The sequence below is a fragment of the Peloplasma aerotolerans genome (assembly GCF_030012175.1).
Lineage (GTDB): Bacteria > Bacillota_I > Bacilli_A > Acholeplasmatales > Acholeplasmataceae > Peloplasma > Peloplasma aerotolerans.
Window position 1 is genome coordinate 1 of record NZ_JASCXW010000031.1, and the last position, 18,564, is coordinate 18,564.

Genomic DNA, 18,564 nt, shown 5'->3' on the forward strand with positions numbered 1-18,564 from the left:
TTTCAATGGAAAAAACAGTTGATAAAAAAGTTAGTGCTAAAAACAAACAAGATGAATTGAAGTCAATCATTGAAGATGATACTTCATCAACAGAAAATGAAATCTCTAAATTAAAAAAGAAAAAAGGACCTAAAACGGTTATAAAAGAAGATATGGTCACAATGAAAGGTGACCCTTTAGGGCTGCACGTTCCTCTCGATGATGAACCTAAAGAAAGTCTTAATGTTAAAGATAAAGTAAAAAGTAAAGATGATATTGTTGTCGAGCGTTATAATCCAGACGTAGAAAAAGGTTTATCTACTGATGAAGTAGAACTTAGAATTATGGCTGGTTTAAATAATATTACCGATACAGGTAGTAGTAAAAGCATTCCAACGATTGTAGCATCCAATATTTTTACATTTTTCAATTTCTTAAACTTCTCCATAGCAGTTTGGTTGATTTCAGTTCGCGCATCCATCTCACATTTACTATTTATGGGTGTCATTACTGCAAATATTACAATTGGTATTATTCAAGAAATTAGAGCTAAAAAGACGATTGATAAATTATCACTATTATCTGCACCAACAGCAATTGTTATTCGAGATAGTGATGAGTTTGAAATTGCAATTCAAGATGTTGTTATCGATGATATTTTATTCCTAAGTTCTGGTAAGCAAATTCCAGCAGATGCAGTTATCCGTCATGGAACAATTGAAGTGAATGAGTCACTATTAACTGGTGAATCAGACCCAATTATTAAACGCAAAGGTGACACTTTATATTCAGGTAGCTTCGTTGTGTCAGGATCATGCAATGCTCAAGTAACTGCAGTTGGGAAAGATATATATATACAAAAACTTACAAATCAAGCGAAAAAATATAAAAAACCTGAATCTGACTTATTAGGTTCATTGAAGTTAATTATTAGAATTGTTGGTGTAATTATTCTACCGTTAGCAGCAACGCTGTTCTACCTAAACTGGGTAGCTACAGATTGGAGTGCTCATGCAACTTTAGCGCAACGTCTAACGTCACCAGAATACGCAGCCATCGTTAAGAGTACTACTGGAGCGATGATCGGTATGATCCCATCTGGACTGTTCCTCTTAACATCAATGGCTTTAGCAGTCGGTGTCATTCGACTAGCTCAAAATAATACATTAGTTCAAGAACTATATTGTATTGAGATGCTTGCTAGAGTCGATACGCTTTGTTTGGATAAAACAGGAACCATCACTGATGGTACTATGACAGTGAAAAGCATTATCGAATATAAAAACGAAACAGGTTTGACACTTAAAAACACTGTATCGGCAATGCTGAATGCTCAAAATGACCAAAACTTAACATCGGATGCATTAGCTGATCGCTTTGGTACAGCAAAACGTATCAGACATAAAAATTTAATTCCATTTTCTAGTTCAAGAAAATATAGTGCAGTTCAATTTGATCGTTACGGCACCTTTATTCTAGGTGCTCCAGAGTTTGTTATAAAAGATGGATTCAATCAAATCGCAAAAGAAGTTGATAAACAAGCTGATGAAGGTTATCGTGTATTAGTTGTAGCTCATTCAGATGAGGATATCAAAGATAATCAATTCTCAGGAAAAATCACACCACTAGCACTCATTATGATTGAAGATACAATTAGACCTGACGCAATCGAAACGATTGACTACTTCAAATCTCACAATGTGGAAGTCAAAGTTATATCTGGAGATAATGCAGCTACGGTATCAAGAATTTCACAACGTGCAGGCATTGCAAATGCAGATAAATATATCAGTTTAGAAGGTATGCAAGATAAAGAAGTTGTACGTTCAGCTTCAAGATATACAGTATTCGGCCGTGTCTCTCCACAACAAAAGAAACTACTGATTGAATCGATGAAAAACAACGGACGTACGGTCGCAATGACAGGTGATGGTGTTAATGACATCTTAGCTTTAAAAGAGGCTGACACCTCGATTGCGATGGCTTCTGGTAGTGAAGCAGCAAGAAACGTTGCCCACCTCGTGTTACTCGATTCAAATTTCTCTTCAATGCCTAAAGTTGTAAGTGAAGGGCGAAGAGTTATTAATAACGTCCAAAGAGTATCAACACTATTTTTAACAAAAACAATTTTCTCATTCCTATTAGCTATTGTTGCAATCGTAAGAAAAGGTGTTTATCCAATTGAAACCAATCAACTTGTTTTAATTGATTATCTTGTTATTGGTATACCATCCTTCTTCCTTGCATTAGAACCAAATAATAGGCTCGTCGTTGGTAAGTTCCTATGGAATATCTTAAAAGCAGCATTACCAGGTGCGCTTGTTGTCATGATTAATACTTTAATTATTTACGCATTCGAAGGTGCACTAGGTATGGATCAGATCACTTTATCCACACTAATCGTTATTTCAGCAACAGTTGTCTCATTAACCGTGTTATTTAGAGTTTCTGTCCCATTCAATAAAATGAGAAGAGTTTTATTCTTCTTTATGGTAACCGTGTTTTTCTTATCGATTATATTTATTCCACACTTCTTCGATTTCTCTCCATTCTATCATCAAGATATTTATAATCGCACACCGCTTACAGTTCCACAAATCTTATTACTTATTGTTTTAGCGCAAGCCACATTCCCACTGATGTTTGTTTTATCTAATCTTTATGGCTGGACCAAAGCATTCATTAGAAGTGTGCTAAACAAACTTGCAGACATGCAATAGATTTCAGGGCGCACATGCGCCCTTTCTTTTTCAAATATTTTCGCATTATATAAACCAATTTTATTAAAATGAACCTGGAGGGATAAATCATGATCGTATATGGAAAAAACGTTATCAAAGAAGCTGTATTTTCAAGTCGACCCATCTATAAAGTATATTTAGATGAAAAATTTCAAGATCACCATTTCATTTCTTTTTTAAAGGAGAAGAATGTTGAATTCACTAGAATCTCAAAAGGTGAGCTCAATCGATTATCTCATAATGCACTGCATCAAGGGATTGTTGCTGATGTAAAAGAATATGAGTATCATCCTTTGGAGGATATTTTAGATGAATCAAAAATGCAAAGATTCATCATCCTAGATGGTATTGAAGATCCTCATAATCTTGGTGCTGTCATGAGAACAGCAGAAGCAACTCAACTTGATGGTATTATCTTAAGCAAAAAAGGACAAGTTCCTTTAAATGCTACAGTTGCTAAAGTCTCATCAGGCGCGATTGAACATGTTCCAGTGATTCTCGTATCTAATATCAATCAAGCCATTATAGCCTTGAAAAAAAGAAATGTCTGGGTAATCGGAACAGATGGAGCGACAGATAAAACATATCGTGACATACCAGTTGATCGTTCATTAGCCATTGTTTTAGGTAATGAAGGTGAAGGGATTAGACCTTTGGTAAAACAAAATTGTGATATGTTAGTGAAAATACCAATGTATGGAAAAATAAATTCATTAAACGTAAGTGTTGCAGCTGCACTTATGATGTATGCAACATTAAAGTAAAATGAATTATGTGATGAATGATTATGAACTGATTTATCTTATCCAAGTTGAGCAGGATGAAATAGCATTAAACTTTCTGTTCAAAAAGTATCATAAATTCATCTGGAAATATGTACACTTGTTAGATGTTCAAGAAAAAGAGCATGATGACCTACATCAAGAAGGTGTCTTGATGCTCCATAAAGCAATCAAAACATTTGATGAAAATAGAAATAAAAGCTTTACCAGATACTTTGAACTCATTTTAAGAAGACATCTATTTCATGTAAAACGAAAATTACCAAACTATTATCTTTATGAACATACTGATTTTATTAAAGGAGTTTCATATATTGAAGAAGAACAAACACCTATTCAATTGTATTCAGAGTTAGAACAAATTGTTTTTGATCAATACTTTCTTTGCAAGCAATCAGTAACCTCAATTTGTAGAACGACAAAGTATTCAAAAAAACAAATATATAACACAATTTTTCGCATCAAAGAAAAATATAAAATTATGATATAATAAATAAGGTGGTTGACTAAGTCATTCTTAAGTGTTAAAATACATTTGCGAATGACCACAAAAGGTGGTTTTTTAATGCGCGAGAAAATTATATTAGTATGTTCTGAGTGTTTGAGTAGAAATTATACGACAACGAAGAACAAGCAAACACAAAAAGAACGCATCGAGACACAAAAGTTTTGTCCTAGATGCAACAAACATACCTTACATAAGGAAAGTAAATAGGAGGCTATTATTATGGCAATCAAACAAAAAACAACAGAACAAAAAAGTAAGCTCATTGAAGTACTAACGACTGAATATAAATGGGAAAATTTATTACTCGGTATTTTAGCAACTTTATCTGGTGCACTAGCATTAATGATTATTAGTGGTAACTCACTACTTCAAATTAATGCTGACTTCCCAATATTAGGACAAGGAAACAATGGAATTATTTTTGCATGGGTACTATTTGCAATCTCTTTATTTGGATTAATTTTAGTTATTTACCCATTCTTCTTACCAGCTTTACCAGAGTTGAAGAAGATTACTTGGCCAACACTTCCAAAATTTATTGATCATGGAGTACGTGTTATCATATTCCTTATTATATTAACTGGCATTATCTTAATCTATAATATTCTAATTGCTCGCCTACTTATTGGGTGGATTCTATGAGTCAAGCTGTCAGATGGTATATTATTCAAACCTATTCTGGTTATGAAAATGCCGTCAAAAGCGACTTAGAACGACGTGTTGAAAGTATGGGTATGTCTGATTTTATTTTTAGAATCATTGTGCCTGAAGAGACCGTTATTGAGAAAAAAGCTGACGGCAAAGAAAAAGAAAAAGTTAAACAACTTTTTCCGGGTTATGTATTCGTTGAAATGTTAGTTACTGATGAATCGTGGTTCGTTGTAAGAAATACACCTAGAGTTACAGGATTTTTAGGATCATCTGGTGGAGGAACAAAACCTGTTCCGCTTGCTCCAGATGAAATCAATCAAATTTTGCTTAAGATTGGTGTTATGAGTAAACCTACTTACAATCACCTATTAGGAAAAATGGTTGAAGTGACCGAAGGTCCATGGGCAGGTCGCCAAGGCGAAGTTGTTCAAGTTGATAACGATCAAGAAAAAGTTGTAGTTGATTTGGATGTATTCGGTCGTGCGACACCTACTGAATTTGATGCAACTGACATTAAAGAATTGTAATAAATATAATAAATCAAAGGATGCCATAGACTTAATTGTCTACAGCATCTTTTTTATTTACTGACATTAATAACTATCTTTTGATTCATCGGATCTAAGATATATTTCTTATCATCATCTACCATCAATGGTATTTTGTACTCCGAGAGTCTTCTTATAAATACCGGATATAAGTCTTTAGGTACGGATAAAACATACGATTTTAAACCTACTTGCCTTACTTTTGGTAAAGGAGCATCTCCTACCCATGTATTTAAACCAACATGATGATGATAACCAGAAGAGGAAACAAATAAAGCTGATTTCATATAATACATGACAACCTCAAATCCAAGGGCATCGCAATAATACTTTCTAGCATCATCTAAATTTCTAACATGAAAATGTAAATGCCCAATAATAGTTTCTTCATCAATTGAGGTATAAGATGTTTGAGGAAGATTTTTCATTAAATCATTCAAATCAAGATGTCTCGTATACATTGTTTTCTTTCCGTTTTCCATAGGCCAAACTGATTCAGGTTTATCAGAATATATTTCAATACCGTTACCATCAGGGTCATCTAGATAGATTGCTTCACTAACACCGTGATCTGATGCTCCAGTCAATGGGTATCTTTTTGTATTTAATTGTTTAATAACAGCTGCTAATGATAAACGGTTTGGCAGCAAAAAAGCAACATGATATAGACCTAATGTTATATCTTGTGGTATTGCAGTTCTATCTTCAATTAAAGTAATGATTGGGTCTTTTTGATTAGCTGTTAAAATGACGGTATGGTGTTTTCGATCTAAAATAGTGAAACCCAAAATATCACAATAAAATTCAAGAGATCTTTTCATATCTTGAATTAAAAAAGATATTTCTTTAATATGCATTATATGATTATCGTGGAATTTTGACATCTTATCACCTTCCACCTTCATTTTATACCCAAATCATAAAAATCTATAAGAAAAGGGTAATAAATATTTAGAAAATGATAAAACTAAAGCAAAAACAACGTATATTTAACAATTCTTTGCTATAATACTCCTTGGAAACGGAGGAATTTATCATGAAAATAGAAATATGGTCAGACTTTGCTTGTCCTTTTTGTTATATAGGGAAAAAGCGATTTGATCAAGCATTATCAGAGTTTAAACACAAAAATCAGGTTGAGGTCATTTATAAGGCATATCAACTCAATCCCGATGCACCAAAAGTTATGAAAAAAAACGCATATGAGACTTTTGCTGAAGGACATGGTACAACAGTTGAACAAGCAAAGCAAAGATTCGAAATGTTTACACAAAATGCTAAAACAGTAGGTTTAACCTATAACTACGAAATCATTCAAATGACAAATACATTTGATGCACATCGTTTAGCGAAATGGGCAAACCAATTTGGACTAGAGGATGTATTGACAAATAGATTAATGAAAGCTTATTTTACAGACGGTTTGAATATAGCAAATCATCAATCATTAACTAATCTTTCTAAAGAAGTTGGACTTGATGAAAAAGAAGCATTAAAAATACTTGCTACAAATCAGTATCACGATCAAGTTATAGCTGAACAACAAGAGTCAAGACAACTTGGAGTTCAAGGTGTACCATTTTTTGTCTTAAATCGTAAATATGGAATTTCAGGTGCTCAACAAAAAGAATACTTTGCACAAGCACTTGATCAAATATGGCAAGAAGAAAATCCTCTTAAAGTGTTAAATGAGGCTGATCAAAATGCTAGTTGTGACCACGATGAGTGTGGCATAGAATAGAATCCAACATTTCTTAAGTACCCTAATAGGGTATTTTTGTTATAATAAAAGAAATGGAGGTACTCAAATGAGTTTACTAGGTAATATTATATGGTTTATTTTTGGTGGGTGGCTTGCAGCACTTTTATGGTTAATCGCTGGTATCCTTTTATCAATAACGATTATTGGTTTGCCTTTAGGATTACAATGCTTTAAATTTGCCAGATTAGTAGTTTTTCCTTTTGGTAAAGAAGTTGAAACTAATTTTGAAAAACATCCGATTATCAATATAATTTGGGCAATTTTCTTTGGATGGGAAATGGCACTTTCATATATTGTAATTGGGATAATCTTTTGCATTACAATCATTGGTATTCCATTCGGACTACAATGGTTTAAACTCACAATGTTAGCATTATTCCCATTCGGAGCAAGAATAAAATAAAGTACACGTTTTTTGTTGACAAAGTATACCTATAGTGATAGAATAATATCGCGTGTGAAAGCACACCATAGTGGAAGAATCTAATTCATACCACATACTTATGTTAAGAAGGAGGTTGTGTCTCATGGCAAAAAAAGTTGTAAAAGTTGTTAAATTGCAAATTCCAGGAGGGAAAGCTAACCCTGCTCCACCAGTCGGTCCAGCGCTTGGTCAAGCACAAGTTAACATTCCTGCATTCTGTTCACAATTTAACGAAGCAACAAAAGATTCAATGGGCTTTGTAATACCAGTGGTTATATCAGTATATGATGATCGCACATTCTCATTTGTTACAAAAACCCCACCAGCAAGTGACTTACTTAAAAAAGCAGCTAATATCAAGTCTGGCGCATCAAACGCTAAAAAAGATAAAGTTGGGACGATTACTAGTCAACAAGTAAGAGAAATTGCTGAAAAAAAGATGCCTGACTTAAATGCGTACAATGTAGAAGCAGCAATGAAAATTATTGAAGGTACTGCACGCAATATGGGTATCACGATTAAAGACTAATTTAGATCGCTAGCTATCTAAATTGTGGGAGGATATCCCGCTAGACCACATTTTAGGAGGAAGAATATGAAAAGAGGAAAGAAATACCTTGAGGCCGCAAAACTTATTAATAAAACAAAAAAGTATGCGATTGGCGAAGCTGTAGAGCTTGTCAAACAATCCTCATTCGTTAAGTTTGATGCTACAGTTGAAGCAGCGTTCCGCTTAAATCTTGATCCAAGAAAAGCAGAACAAAACTTAAGAGGCGCTATCGTTTTACCACACGGTACAGGTAAAGTTTCTCGAGTTGTAGTAATTGCACAAGGTGAAAAAGCTAAAGAAGCAGAAGCTGCTGGAGCTGATCATGTAGGTAGTGCAGAACTCATCCAAAAAATCGCAGGAGGCTGGTTTGACTTTGATGTCATGGTAGCAACTCCGGATATGATGGGACAACTTGGTAAATTAGGACGTATCTTAGGACCTAAAGGCTTAATGCCAAACCCTAAGACTGGAACCGTAACAATGGACGTTGAAAAAGCAGTCCAAGAAATTAAAAATGGTAAAATCGAGTATCGTACAGATAAAGTGGGTAACATTCACGCACCAATCGGTCGTGTATCCTTTACAGCTATACAGCTTAAAGAAAATGCTCAAACACTTTATGACCAACTATCTCGTATCAAACCAACAACAGTTAAGGGAACTTACATGAAGAATGTTACAATCTCTTCAAGCATGGGACCTGGCGTTCGTGTTGATTCAGAATCATTTAAACAACGCGAAAAAAATTAATTAATAAAAAAATTATTAGATATGCCAAAGACAGTAGGTGCGCTAGCTTAATTTCCTACCGAGGTGAATCAATCAAACGATTGTTCTCTCTTTTGTCTCGGCATAAGAGAGATTTTTTCTTAAAGAAGGAGGCATTTCATGCAAAAAGCAAGTATTGAACGTAAAGCAGAAGCTGTACGCGAATTATCTGAAAAGCTTGGACGTGCTGCAACCGTAGTTGCCTTCGATTATCCTGGTTTAACTGTAGAACAATTTACGAATCTACGTAATCAGTTAAGAGAAGCAGATTGTGAAGTCACAGTCTATAAGAACAACATTTCAAAAAGAGCATCGATTGCTGCTGGATATGACGCTTTAGCTGACACACTTGTTGGCGCGAAAGCTCTAGCAATTAGTTACTCTGATGTTGTTGCACCAGCAAAAATCGTTTACGATTTTGCAAAAACAAATAAGGTTGTACAAATTCATGCAGGTATTGTAGAAGGTAAAGTTGTAAACGTTGACATCATCAACGAACTAGCGATGTTACCATCGAGAGAAACATTGTTGACAATGTTAGCAGTAGGGTTGTTAACTCCAGTACGCGAAATCGCAATTGGGCTTAACATGATTAGTAGTGAAGCATAATAATTTTAGGAGGAATATAAGAAATGGCTAAATTAACAAAAGCGGCTTTCGTTGAAGCGCTAAAAGAAATGACATTATTAGAAATTAAAGAATTAGTAGACGGACTAAAAGAAGAATTCGGTATCGACCCAACAGCGGTAGCAGCAGCTCCAGCAGCAGCAGCGGCAGCTGAAGAAGAACAAACAGAATTCAACGTTATCCTTAAGACATTCGGATCAAACAAGATCGCTGTCATTAAAATTGTACGTGAAGTTACAGGTTTAGGCTTAGCTGATGCTAAAGCATTAACTGAAACTCCAGATGCAGTTATTAAGGAAAAAGTTAAGAAGGAAGAAGCTGAAGCATTAAAGACATCTTTACAAGATGCAGGTGCTACTGTTGAAATCAAATAACTTCTAATTGTAGCGAATTTTAACCTGAGAAATCATCTCGGGTTTTTTCGCTGTTTCAGGAGGACGAATGAGTCACTATTATACAAATGATTCTACGCTTGATCACAAGGTCAAAAGTTATGATGTACAAATTAAAGGTACATCTTTTCGTTTCTTTACAGATTTAGGTGTTTTCTCAAAAGATAATCTAGATTTTGGAACGAAAGTTTTACTTGAAACAATCGAGCTTGAACCGAATATTCAAACAGTCATCGATATGGGATGTGGTTATGGACCTATAGGTTTATATGTTGCAAAAACGCATCCAGATAAAAAAGTATTTTTATATGACATCAATGAACGCGCACTAGACCTTGCTAAAAAAAACAAAATAGAAAACCATATTACTAACGTTGAAATAACACAAAGTTTTCTATTTGAAAAAGTAAACATTAAAGCAGATGCAATTATTACAAACCCACCAATACGAGCTGGTAAACAAATCGTTTTCAAACTTTACGAGGAAGCTTATCAAGCGCTTAATCAAGGTGGTATTTTGTATGTTGTTGTTCAAAAGAAACAAGGAGCACCATCATCTGTCAAGAAATTAGAAGAACTTTTTGGACAGTGCGACATTGTTGAAAAGATTAAAGGCTACTGGATTCTTTTAGCAAAAAAATAAAAATATCATTGACTATTTACAAACTATATGTTAATATTGTTAAATGCATAATAATGTTTTAATTTAATAAATTAAATATAGATACATGGTTTTCCAAATACGATAGGAGTGTGGATTATGGGATATCGAAGCGTCAAATATGGCAAAAAAGCAGAACGTAGAAACTATTCAAGAATGCGTTATGACATTGATTTGCCAGACCTCATCGAGATTCAAACCAAATCATTTAAATGGTTTATCGATGAAGGTATAAAAGAACTGTTAACAGATATTTCGCCAATTGAAGGACATAACGGCGATCTTAAATTATATTTTGAAGAACATTTTCTTTCAGAACCAAAATATGATGAACAGGAATCTAAGCTGAGAGATGTCAATTACGCAAAACAACTCTCTGCTCGTGTAAAACTTGAAAATGCCGTCACTGGCGAAGTACGTGAAAACGTTGTTCTAATGTGTGAAATCCCTTATATGACACCATCGGGGACTTTTGTCATTAACGGAGCAGAACGTGTTGTTGTTTCACAAATTATTCGTTCTGCAGGTGCATATTTTACGAGCGAGTTAGATAAAAAATTGAATCAAGTTAAATATATGGCTCAAGTCATTCCAACACGTGGTGCTTGGATTGAATATGAATTGGGTTCTAAAAATATTATGTATGCTAAGCTTGACCGCTCAAAGAAGGTCCCAATGACCACAATGATGCGTGCTTTAGGCTTATCAAAGAAAAAAGATATATTCGAAGTATTTGGTAAATCTGCATACTTGGAAGCAACTTTTGATAAAGATGAAACTAAGAACAGTGATGAAGCCATCATTGATTTATACTCTAAGTTAAGACAAGGCGAAAAAGTACCAGTAGATGCAGCTAGAGAATTTATTAGAATGCGTTTATTTGAACGTCGTCGTTACGATTTAGCAGCAGTTGGACGTTATAAGTTCAATAAAAAGCTAGATGTTTTAACACGCATTTTAGGATCTTATACAGCAAATGATATTATTGATCCCGAAACGGGTGAAGTAGTTGTTAAAAAAGAAACTAAAATTACAAAGGAAATCATTAACTTATTAAAAGATAAGCGTCACATTTTACGAACTGAAATTATTTCTAAAGAAGATTCACTTCAAAACGAAACACCAGATGAAATTTTAGCAATTAGATTACCTGATGGTGGAGAAGGTCTTTATACAAAAGACAACATTGTCAACTTAAGAACAGGTGAAATATTAGTTGCTAAGAACACTGAAGTTACTGAAGATGTTTTAGGTATCTTACGTAGAAATAGACAATCTCTTGATGAAAAGGTTATTAAATATTTCCTTGGTGTTGACATTTATCAAAAAGAAAAAGAGCGCGAAGGCGTTATTGTTGAAATGATTGATGTCACAGTTAAAGACCCAGAAACTGATCGTATTTATACGGTTAAAGTTCTTGGTAACGATCAAAGAGAAGAAAAAGAATACATTACACTATCAGATGTCGTTGCAAGCATGAGTTACTATCTAAACCTTTATGATGGTTTAGGTTCAACTGATGATATCGACCATTTAGGAAATCGTCGTTTACGTCTCATTGGAGAATTATTAAAAAATCAATTTAGAATTGGACTTGCAAGAGCAGAAAAAAACATTAAAGACAAAATGTCAACGACAACATTTGCTGATGCAACACCTTCAAATATTATTAATATGACACCATTGGCTGGAGCAATTAAGACTTTCTTCGGAAGTTCTCAATTGTCACAATTCATGGATCAAATTAATCCACTTGCAGAACTTACACAAAAAAGAAGAGTATCAGCTTTAGGTACTGGTGGACTTGCTAGGGATAGAGCTGGCGTTGAAGTACGTGACGTTCATAACTCTCACTACGGTCGTATCTGTCCAATTGAAACTCCTGAAGGACCTTCAATTGGTTTGATTAGTTCACTTGCTACTTATGGAAAAGTTGACAAATATGGATTTATTCAAACACCATATTTGGTTGTTGATCGCTCTAAAGGATATCCAGTGGTTACACCGGAGTTTAAATATTTAACAGCAGATGAAGAATATGATGAAATTATCGCTTCAGCAGCAACTAATCTAGCTGAAGACGGAAGAATTGATGAAGAACACATTATTGGACGTCATCGTGGTGAAACTTCAATGTTTGAGCCAGATGAAATCACTTATATGGACGTTTCACCGAAGCAAATTGTTTCGGTTGCGACTTCAACGATTCCATTCTTAGAACATGATGATGCATCACGTGCCTTAATGGGTGCGAATATGCAACGTCAAGCTGTTCCTTTATTACAACCAGATTCACCGATTGTTGGAACAGGAATTGAATATCGTGCAGCGAAAGACTCAGGTAGCGTCATTGTTTCTAAAGTATCTGGGTATGTTACATATGCGGATGCAACGAAAATAGTTATTACATCAGAACCAGATCAAAAGATTATGGTTGGAAATAATGTTTTATATGATCCTAATAAACCATTTACTTATGAAATGGCAAAAACACTTAAAGATTATGGTATGGGTGAAAGCACAACATATAATTTGGTACGTTTCTTTAGATCGAACCAAGATACATGTGTCCTTCAACGTCCAATCGTATCAGCAGGAGAATATGTAGAAGCTGGTGATATCTTGGCTGATGGACCATCTACAGACAAAGGTGAATTGGCTTTAGGTAGAAACGTTACTGTGGCATTTATGACATGGGAAGGTTACAACTATGAAGATGCTGTTATTTTAAGTGAAGATCTTGTTAGAGATGATGTATATACATCCATTCACATTGATGAATATGATATTGAGACAAGAGAGTTAAAAACAGGTTCAGGGCGTGAAGAAATTACACGTGAAGTTCCTAATGCTGGACTTGATGCATTAAAGAATTTGGATGAAAGAGGAATTATCATTCCAGGTTCTGAAGTTAAAGAAGGTGACATCTTAGTTGGTAAGATTACACCAAAAGGTGTGTTTGAACCAAGCCCATCAGAAAAATTAATTCACGCAGTTATTGGTGAAAAATCAAGAGAATATAGAGATTCATCACTTCGCGTACCTCATGGTGGCGGTGGTGTTGTTCAAAGTATTCAATATTTCTCAAAGAAAAACGGTGATGCACTTCCAAGTGGAGTCAACGAATCGATTAGAGTTTTTGTTGCTAAGAAGAGAAAAATTTCTGAAGGTGACAAGATGGCAGGACGCCACGGTAATAAAGGCGTTATTTCCAAAATTCTACCAAGAGAAGATATGCCATATATGGAAGACGGAACACCAGTTGACATCATGCTTAACCCACTAGGGGTTCCATCACGTATGAATATTGGACAAATTCTTGAGATCCATTTAGGTATTGCAGCTAAAAACTTAGGCATTAAAATAGCAACACCTGTATTTGATGGTCTTGATGATGCAGATCTAAAAGCAATCATGAAAGAAGGCGGTATCGAAGAAGATGGTAAACGCGTTCTTTATGATGGTCGTACAGGCGAGCCTTATGATAATAGAATCTCTGTCGGTGTTATGTATATGATTAAACTATCTCACATGGTTGACGATAAACTCCATGCAAGATCAGTTGGACCATACACACTTGTAACACAACAACCTATGGGTGGTAAAGCTCAAAATGGTGGACAAAGATTTGGAGAAATGGAAGTTTGGGCACTTTATGCTTATGGGGCTGCTCATACACTTCAAGAAATGCTTACCGTTAAATCCGATGATATGCTCGGTAGAAATAAAGTCTACAGTGCAATCACACATGATAAACCAATTCCACAAGCAAGTATTCCTGAATCATTTAGAGTATTAACTAGAGAATTGCAGGCGCTTGGCTTGTATGTTGAGTTGATTGATGCAAACACTGGAGAAAACGAAGCTGAGAAATCACTCGTTGACAATAATCCAAGTAAATTTAGAGGAGGGTTCCGTTGATGGCTAAAGAAAAACTAACATTACATGTAAAATCTTTAAAATTATCGGAAGAAGCATTAAACGCCCTCATCCTAGCTGGTATCGATCAGTTAGAAGATTTTAATACATTTAATTTAAAAGAATTAAGATTATTGCTAGGTGATAACTTCGAAGAAATTAAAACAATTCTACGCCGCTATACATTGCCTAGATATCTTGAAAATCTAAATTTAAGTGATGAAGTAATTGAAATCTTAGAAAAAGCAACTATCCGTGATTTAAAAGAGTTATTGGAGTTTGATCGTCACACACTATATCATTTGTTTGAAGAAGATGCGATCCTTCGCCAAGAAGTTAATAATATTTTAGAACTCTATGGATTTGATCCATTAAAAGAACATGCACATCAACCAGAAGTTGCCTTTATTGCTGAAGAAGAAACTGAATCGTTATTAGATATTGACTTATCAGAACGTATTCATAGACATGTTCAACCTATTCGTAAAGGTTATGGAAGTAGAACATATAGCCACTTAAAGATTCGTTTAGCATCACCTGAAGAAATTAGACAATGGTCATATGGTGAAGTTAAAACACATGAAACCATTAACTATAGAACATCTAAACCAGAAGAAGGTGGATTGTTCTGTGAACGTATTTTTGGTCCAACTAGAGATTATCAATGTGCTTGTGGTAAAAAACAAAGCGGTAATAAAGGCCAAATTTGCTTAAAGTGTGGTATCGAAATTACTGAATCCAAAGTTCGTAGAGAACGCATGGGTCATATTGAGTTAGAAGCACCTGTTGTCCATACTTGGTATTTAAAGAACTCGCCTTCACGCTTAGCCATTCTTTTAGGTATTAAGGCAAAAGCATTAGAAGAAGTTGTTTATCATGCATCTTATATCGTAACTGATCCAGGCACTGCACCTTTATCAAAAAAACAGATTTTATCTGAACAAGATTTTAGTGCATTAACTGAGGAATATGGTAGTAGATTCCAGGCATTGACTGGTGCTGAAGCAGTTAAAAAATTATTACAAGAATTAGATTTAGATCGTGAAGTTAAATCATTACGTAAAAAACTTAAGACAAGTTCAAAACAAAAAAGAGATCGTATCATCAAGCGCTTAGAAGTTGTTGAAGCATTCAACAATTCAGATAATAAACCAGAATGGATGGTTATGGACGTTATTCCTGTCATTCCACCTGATTTAAGACCAATGGTTGCTTTAGATGGTGGACGATTTGCTACAACAGATCTAAATGACTTATATCGTCGTATTCTTAACCGTAACAATCGTTTGAAAAAGCAAAAAGAACAAATGGCACCACGTTTGATTACGAAAAATGAAAAACGTATGCTTCAAGAAGCTGTTGATGCATTATTTGATAATGCAAAACGTGGAAAGAAAGCTGCAGTTGAAAGAAATAGACACTTAAAATCATTATCAGATATGTTACGTGGTAAACAAGGTCGATTTAGACAAAACTTACTTGGTAAACGTGTTGACTATTCAGGTCGTTCAGTTATTATTGTTGGACCAGACCTTGAAATGTATCAATGTGGTATTCCTAGAGAGATGGCTATTATTTTGTTTAAACCATTTATCTTAAGAGAATTACAAAAGCTTTCAGGTAATGATGCAAATGCGAAGAAAAACGCAAATAGTAAATACGAAAAAATGGATGATGATGTATGGGCAGCTTTAGATAAGGTTGTTAAAGAGCATCCTGTTCTATTGAACCGTGCACCAACTCTTCATAGACTTGGTATTCAAGCATTTGAACCTAAATTGATTGATGGAAAAGCGATTCGTCTTCACCCACTCGTTACACCAGCATTCAACGCTGACTTTGACGGTGACCAGATGGCAGTTCACGTTCCACTATCAAATGAAGCACAAGCAGAAGCAAGATTATTAATGCTTGCCTCAAATAATATTTTGAACCCTAAAGATGGGAAACCTGTTGTTACACCTTCACAAGATATGGTATTAGGAAACTATTACTTAACGATTGAAGAAAATTTAGGTAGACAACTATCTAAAGGGTATCGTTCTGAGATTAGACAAGCTACACATAATGAATCGCATAGACATGAAGGGCATTTCTTTACAAGTTTTGATGAAGCATATTTAGCTTATCAAAATCAAGAAATTGGTCTTCACACAAGAATTGTTGTTGATCCAAAATCGATTAATCAAAAATTTACTGAAGAACAAAGAAATAAATACTTAGTAACAACTTTAGGTAAAATGATTTTTAACAGAATCTTGCCTCCAAGTTTCCATTATTTAAATGAACCATCATTGGATAACCTTGAAAATAAAACACCAGATATATATTTCTTAGCTAAAGGTATGAATCCAAAAGATGTCTTAAAAGATATTCCATCTCCAGCTCCATTTAAGAAAAAATTCTTATCACAAATCATCGCACAAGTATTTAAGGATTTACATATTAGTGAAACATCAAAGATGCTTGATAGATTGAAAGATTTAGGATTTAAGTACTCAACGGTTGCTGGTATCACTGTATCGTTTGCAGATATTAACGTTTATTCTAAAAAACAAGAACGCATTGAGCAAACAAATAATAACATCGATGAAATCACGTCATGGTATGAAGATGGTATGTTAACGGATAAAGAGCGTCGTGACCTTGTTGTTAAACAATGGCAAGATGCACGTGATGATATTCAAAAAGGCTTAATGTCTGAATTTGATGAAGATAACAATATCTATATGATGTCAGATTCTGGAGCACGTGGTAATGCATCAAACTTTGCTCAGTTAGCTGGTATGCGGGGTTTGATGAATAACCCTAAAGGTGAAATCATTGAGGTTCCAGTACAAGCATCATTTAGAGAAGGTTTAACAGTATCCGAATTCTTTATCTCCACCCATGGTGCACGTAAAGGTTCTACAGATACAGCATTAAAAACTGCTGAATCAGGGTATTTAACTCGTCGTTTAGTTGACGTCAGCCAAGATGTTATTGTTGTTGATGAAGACTGTGGAACAGAACGTGGTGTATACATGGAAGCAATCATGGATGACACGAAAGAAATCGTTCCATTATACGACCGTGTTGTTGGACGTTATGCAAGTAGAGATATTACACATCCGAAAACAAAACAAGTTCTTGTGAAACGTAATGAATTAATTACAGAAGAAATAGGACAAAACATTCTAAGAGCTGGTCTTGAAGGTGTTGAAATTAGAAGTAACTTAACATGTAATTCAGAAAATGGAGTATGTGCGAAATGTTATGGACGTAATCTTGCAACGAATACGAGAGTAGAAGTTGGAGAGGCTGTTGGTGTTGTTGCTGCACAATCTATTGGTGAACCTGGTACTCAGTTAACCATGAGAACCTTCCATACTGGTGGGGTTGCATCAGCATCGGATATTACCCAAGGTCTTCCACGTATTCAAGAGTTATTTGAAGCAAGAAATCCAAAAGGGAAAGCTATCCTAAGCGAAGTTGATGGGAAAGTTAAATCTATTGAACGTCAACGCGGTGGTTCTTCAATCATCACAATCGTAGATAGTAATGACAAAGATTACAAATATACCATAGATCCAAACGTAGAATCACTTGTAAGAAAGGGTGCAGCTGTTAAAGCTGGACAAAGATTAACACTTGGATCAATTAATCCAAAAGAATTATTACGTATCGTTTCGACTCAAGCAGCGGAAACATACATCTTAGAAGAAGTTCAAAAAGTTTACCGTGCACAAGGTGTTGAAATTAGTGATAAACATATTGAATTAATTATTCGTCAAATGCTTAGAAGAATTACGATTGTTACTGAAGGCGATACAGAGTTGTTGCCAGGTACTGAAGTATCCGTTTCTGAATTTAAAAGAGCGAATAGAGAAGTATTTAAACAATTCAAACGCCCTGCAGTTGGTCGTCCAATCTTGTTAGGTATTACAAGAGCAAGTTTAAGAAGCGATTCATTCTTATCTGCAGCATCATTCCAAGAAACAACTAGAATTTTAACAGATGCAGCAATTCGCGGTAAGACCGATGAACTTCATGGATTAAAAGAAAATGTCATTATTGGCGGTTTAATCCCAGCAGGTACAGGTATTTTAAGAGAATCAGATTTCGAATATGACCGCTCAAATACTTATACTGAAGAAGAAGAATTAGATTATTAATCCAATAAAGGGCATGTGATATGCCCTTTTTGTTTTTCTAGGATGAAATTAATCATATATATATCATACATTTGTGATAAAATATAGGCACAGTATTGA

The 18,564-nt window shown here is 34.7% G+C and carries 16 protein-coding genes and 1 other annotated feature; of the genes, 15 read left to right on the plus strand and 1 reads right to left on the minus strand.

Annotated features, from left to right (window positions below):
• The 6 genes from QJ521_RS08010 to nusG all read left to right on the plus strand — a co-directional run.
• Positions 1-2,699, plus strand: a 2,699-nt coding sequence (locus tag QJ521_RS08010; RefSeq protein WP_282839941.1) for an HAD-IC family P-type ATPase, incomplete at its 5' end; no start/stop codon positions are given.
• 89 nt (positions 2,700-2,788) lie between these two features.
• Positions 2,789-3,484, plus strand: coding sequence for a 23S rRNA (guanosine(2251)-2'-O)-methyltransferase RlmB (gene rlmB / locus QJ521_RS08015; RefSeq protein WP_282839942.1), 696 nt, complete (start codon positions 2,789-2,791; stop codon positions 3,482-3,484).
• A gap of 13 nt (positions 3,485-3,497) precedes the next feature.
• Positions 3,498-3,992 carry a sigma-70 family RNA polymerase sigma factor gene (locus QJ521_RS08020; protein WP_282839943.1) on the plus strand — a complete coding sequence of 165 codons (495 nt, stop codon included), beginning with the start codon at positions 3,498-3,500 and terminating at the stop codon, positions 3,990-3,992.
• A gap of 75 nt (positions 3,993-4,067) precedes the next feature.
• Positions 4,068-4,217, plus strand: a complete 150-nt coding sequence (gene rpmG / locus QJ521_RS08025; protein ID WP_282839944.1) for a 50S ribosomal protein L33 — start codon at positions 4,068-4,070, stop codon at positions 4,215-4,217.
• A 12-nt stretch (positions 4,218-4,229) separates the two neighbouring features.
• Positions 4,230-4,652 carry a preprotein translocase subunit SecE gene (locus tag QJ521_RS08030; RefSeq protein ID WP_282839945.1) on the plus strand — a complete coding sequence of 141 codons (423 nt, stop codon included), beginning with the start codon at positions 4,230-4,232 and terminating at the stop codon, positions 4,650-4,652.
• Positions 4,649-5,188: a transcription termination/antitermination protein NusG gene (gene nusG, locus QJ521_RS08035; RefSeq protein ID WP_282839946.1), complete on the plus strand. Its 540-nt coding sequence runs from the start codon at positions 4,649-4,651 to the stop codon at positions 5,186-5,188. Before QJ521_RS08030 ends, nusG begins: the two co-directional genes overlap by 4 nt.
• Positions 5,189-5,241: 53 nt before the next feature.
• On the opposite strand, the gene QJ521_RS08040 is transcribed toward nusG, so the two are convergent.
• Entirely contained in the window at positions 5,242-6,093 is an 852-nt protein-coding gene (locus tag QJ521_RS08040; protein WP_282839947.1) for a VOC family protein, read from the minus strand.
• 152 nt (positions 6,094-6,245) lie between these two features.
• Between QJ521_RS08040 and QJ521_RS08045 the strand changes: the two genes are divergently transcribed.
• From QJ521_RS08045 to rpoC, 9 genes are all read left to right on the plus strand, one after another.
• Positions 6,246-6,950: a DsbA family oxidoreductase gene (locus tag QJ521_RS08045; RefSeq protein ID WP_282839948.1), complete on the plus strand. Its 705-nt coding sequence runs from the start codon at positions 6,246-6,248 to the stop codon at positions 6,948-6,950.
• 67 nt (positions 6,951-7,017) lie between these two features.
• Positions 7,018-7,374: a YccF domain-containing protein gene (locus QJ521_RS08050; protein ID WP_282839949.1), complete on the plus strand. Its 357-nt coding sequence runs from the start codon at positions 7,018-7,020 to the stop codon at positions 7,372-7,374.
• A gap of 124 nt (positions 7,375-7,498) precedes the next feature.
• Positions 7,499-7,924: a 50S ribosomal protein L11 gene (gene rplK, locus QJ521_RS08055; protein WP_282839950.1), complete on the plus strand. Its 426-nt coding sequence runs from the start codon at positions 7,499-7,501 to the stop codon at positions 7,922-7,924.
• A 66-nt stretch (positions 7,925-7,990) separates the two neighbouring features.
• A complete protein-coding gene (gene rplA / locus QJ521_RS08060) occupies positions 7,991-8,695 on the plus strand; it encodes a 50S ribosomal protein L1 (RefSeq protein WP_282839951.1) in 705 nt (234 codons plus the stop codon).
• 6 nt (positions 8,696-8,701) lie between these two features.
• Positions 8,702-8,822 (plus strand) — a sequence feature (ribosomal protein L10 leader region).
• Positions 8,823-8,833: 11 nt separating this feature from the next.
• On the plus strand, positions 8,834-9,322 hold the full coding sequence (gene rplJ / locus QJ521_RS08065) for a 50S ribosomal protein L10 (RefSeq protein ID WP_282839952.1): 489 nt from the start codon (positions 8,834-8,836) through the stop codon (positions 9,320-9,322).
• A 23-nt stretch (positions 9,323-9,345) separates the two neighbouring features.
• The gene (gene rplL, locus QJ521_RS08070) at positions 9,346-9,714 is read left to right on the plus strand and encodes a 50S ribosomal protein L7/L12 (RefSeq protein ID WP_282839953.1); all 369 of its coding nucleotides are present in this window, start codon (positions 9,346-9,348) and stop codon (positions 9,712-9,714) included.
• Between the two features lie 67 nt (positions 9,715-9,781).
• Positions 9,782-10,375 (plus strand): class I SAM-dependent methyltransferase, encoded by a 594-nt coding sequence (locus tag QJ521_RS08075; RefSeq protein ID WP_282839954.1) that lies wholly within the window; start codon positions 9,782-9,784, stop codon positions 10,373-10,375.
• 117 nt (positions 10,376-10,492) lie between these two features.
• Complete coding sequence (rpoB, locus tag QJ521_RS08080; protein WP_282839955.1) at positions 10,493-14,314, plus strand: DNA-directed RNA polymerase subunit beta; 3,822 nt, start codon at positions 10,493-10,495, stop codon at positions 14,312-14,314.
• Positions 14,314-18,465: a DNA-directed RNA polymerase subunit beta' gene (gene rpoC / locus QJ521_RS08085; protein ID WP_282839956.1), complete on the plus strand. Its 4,152-nt coding sequence runs from the start codon at positions 14,314-14,316 to the stop codon at positions 18,463-18,465. Before rpoB ends, rpoC begins: the two co-directional genes overlap by 1 nt.
• Positions 18,466-18,564: the final 99 nt, after the last annotated feature.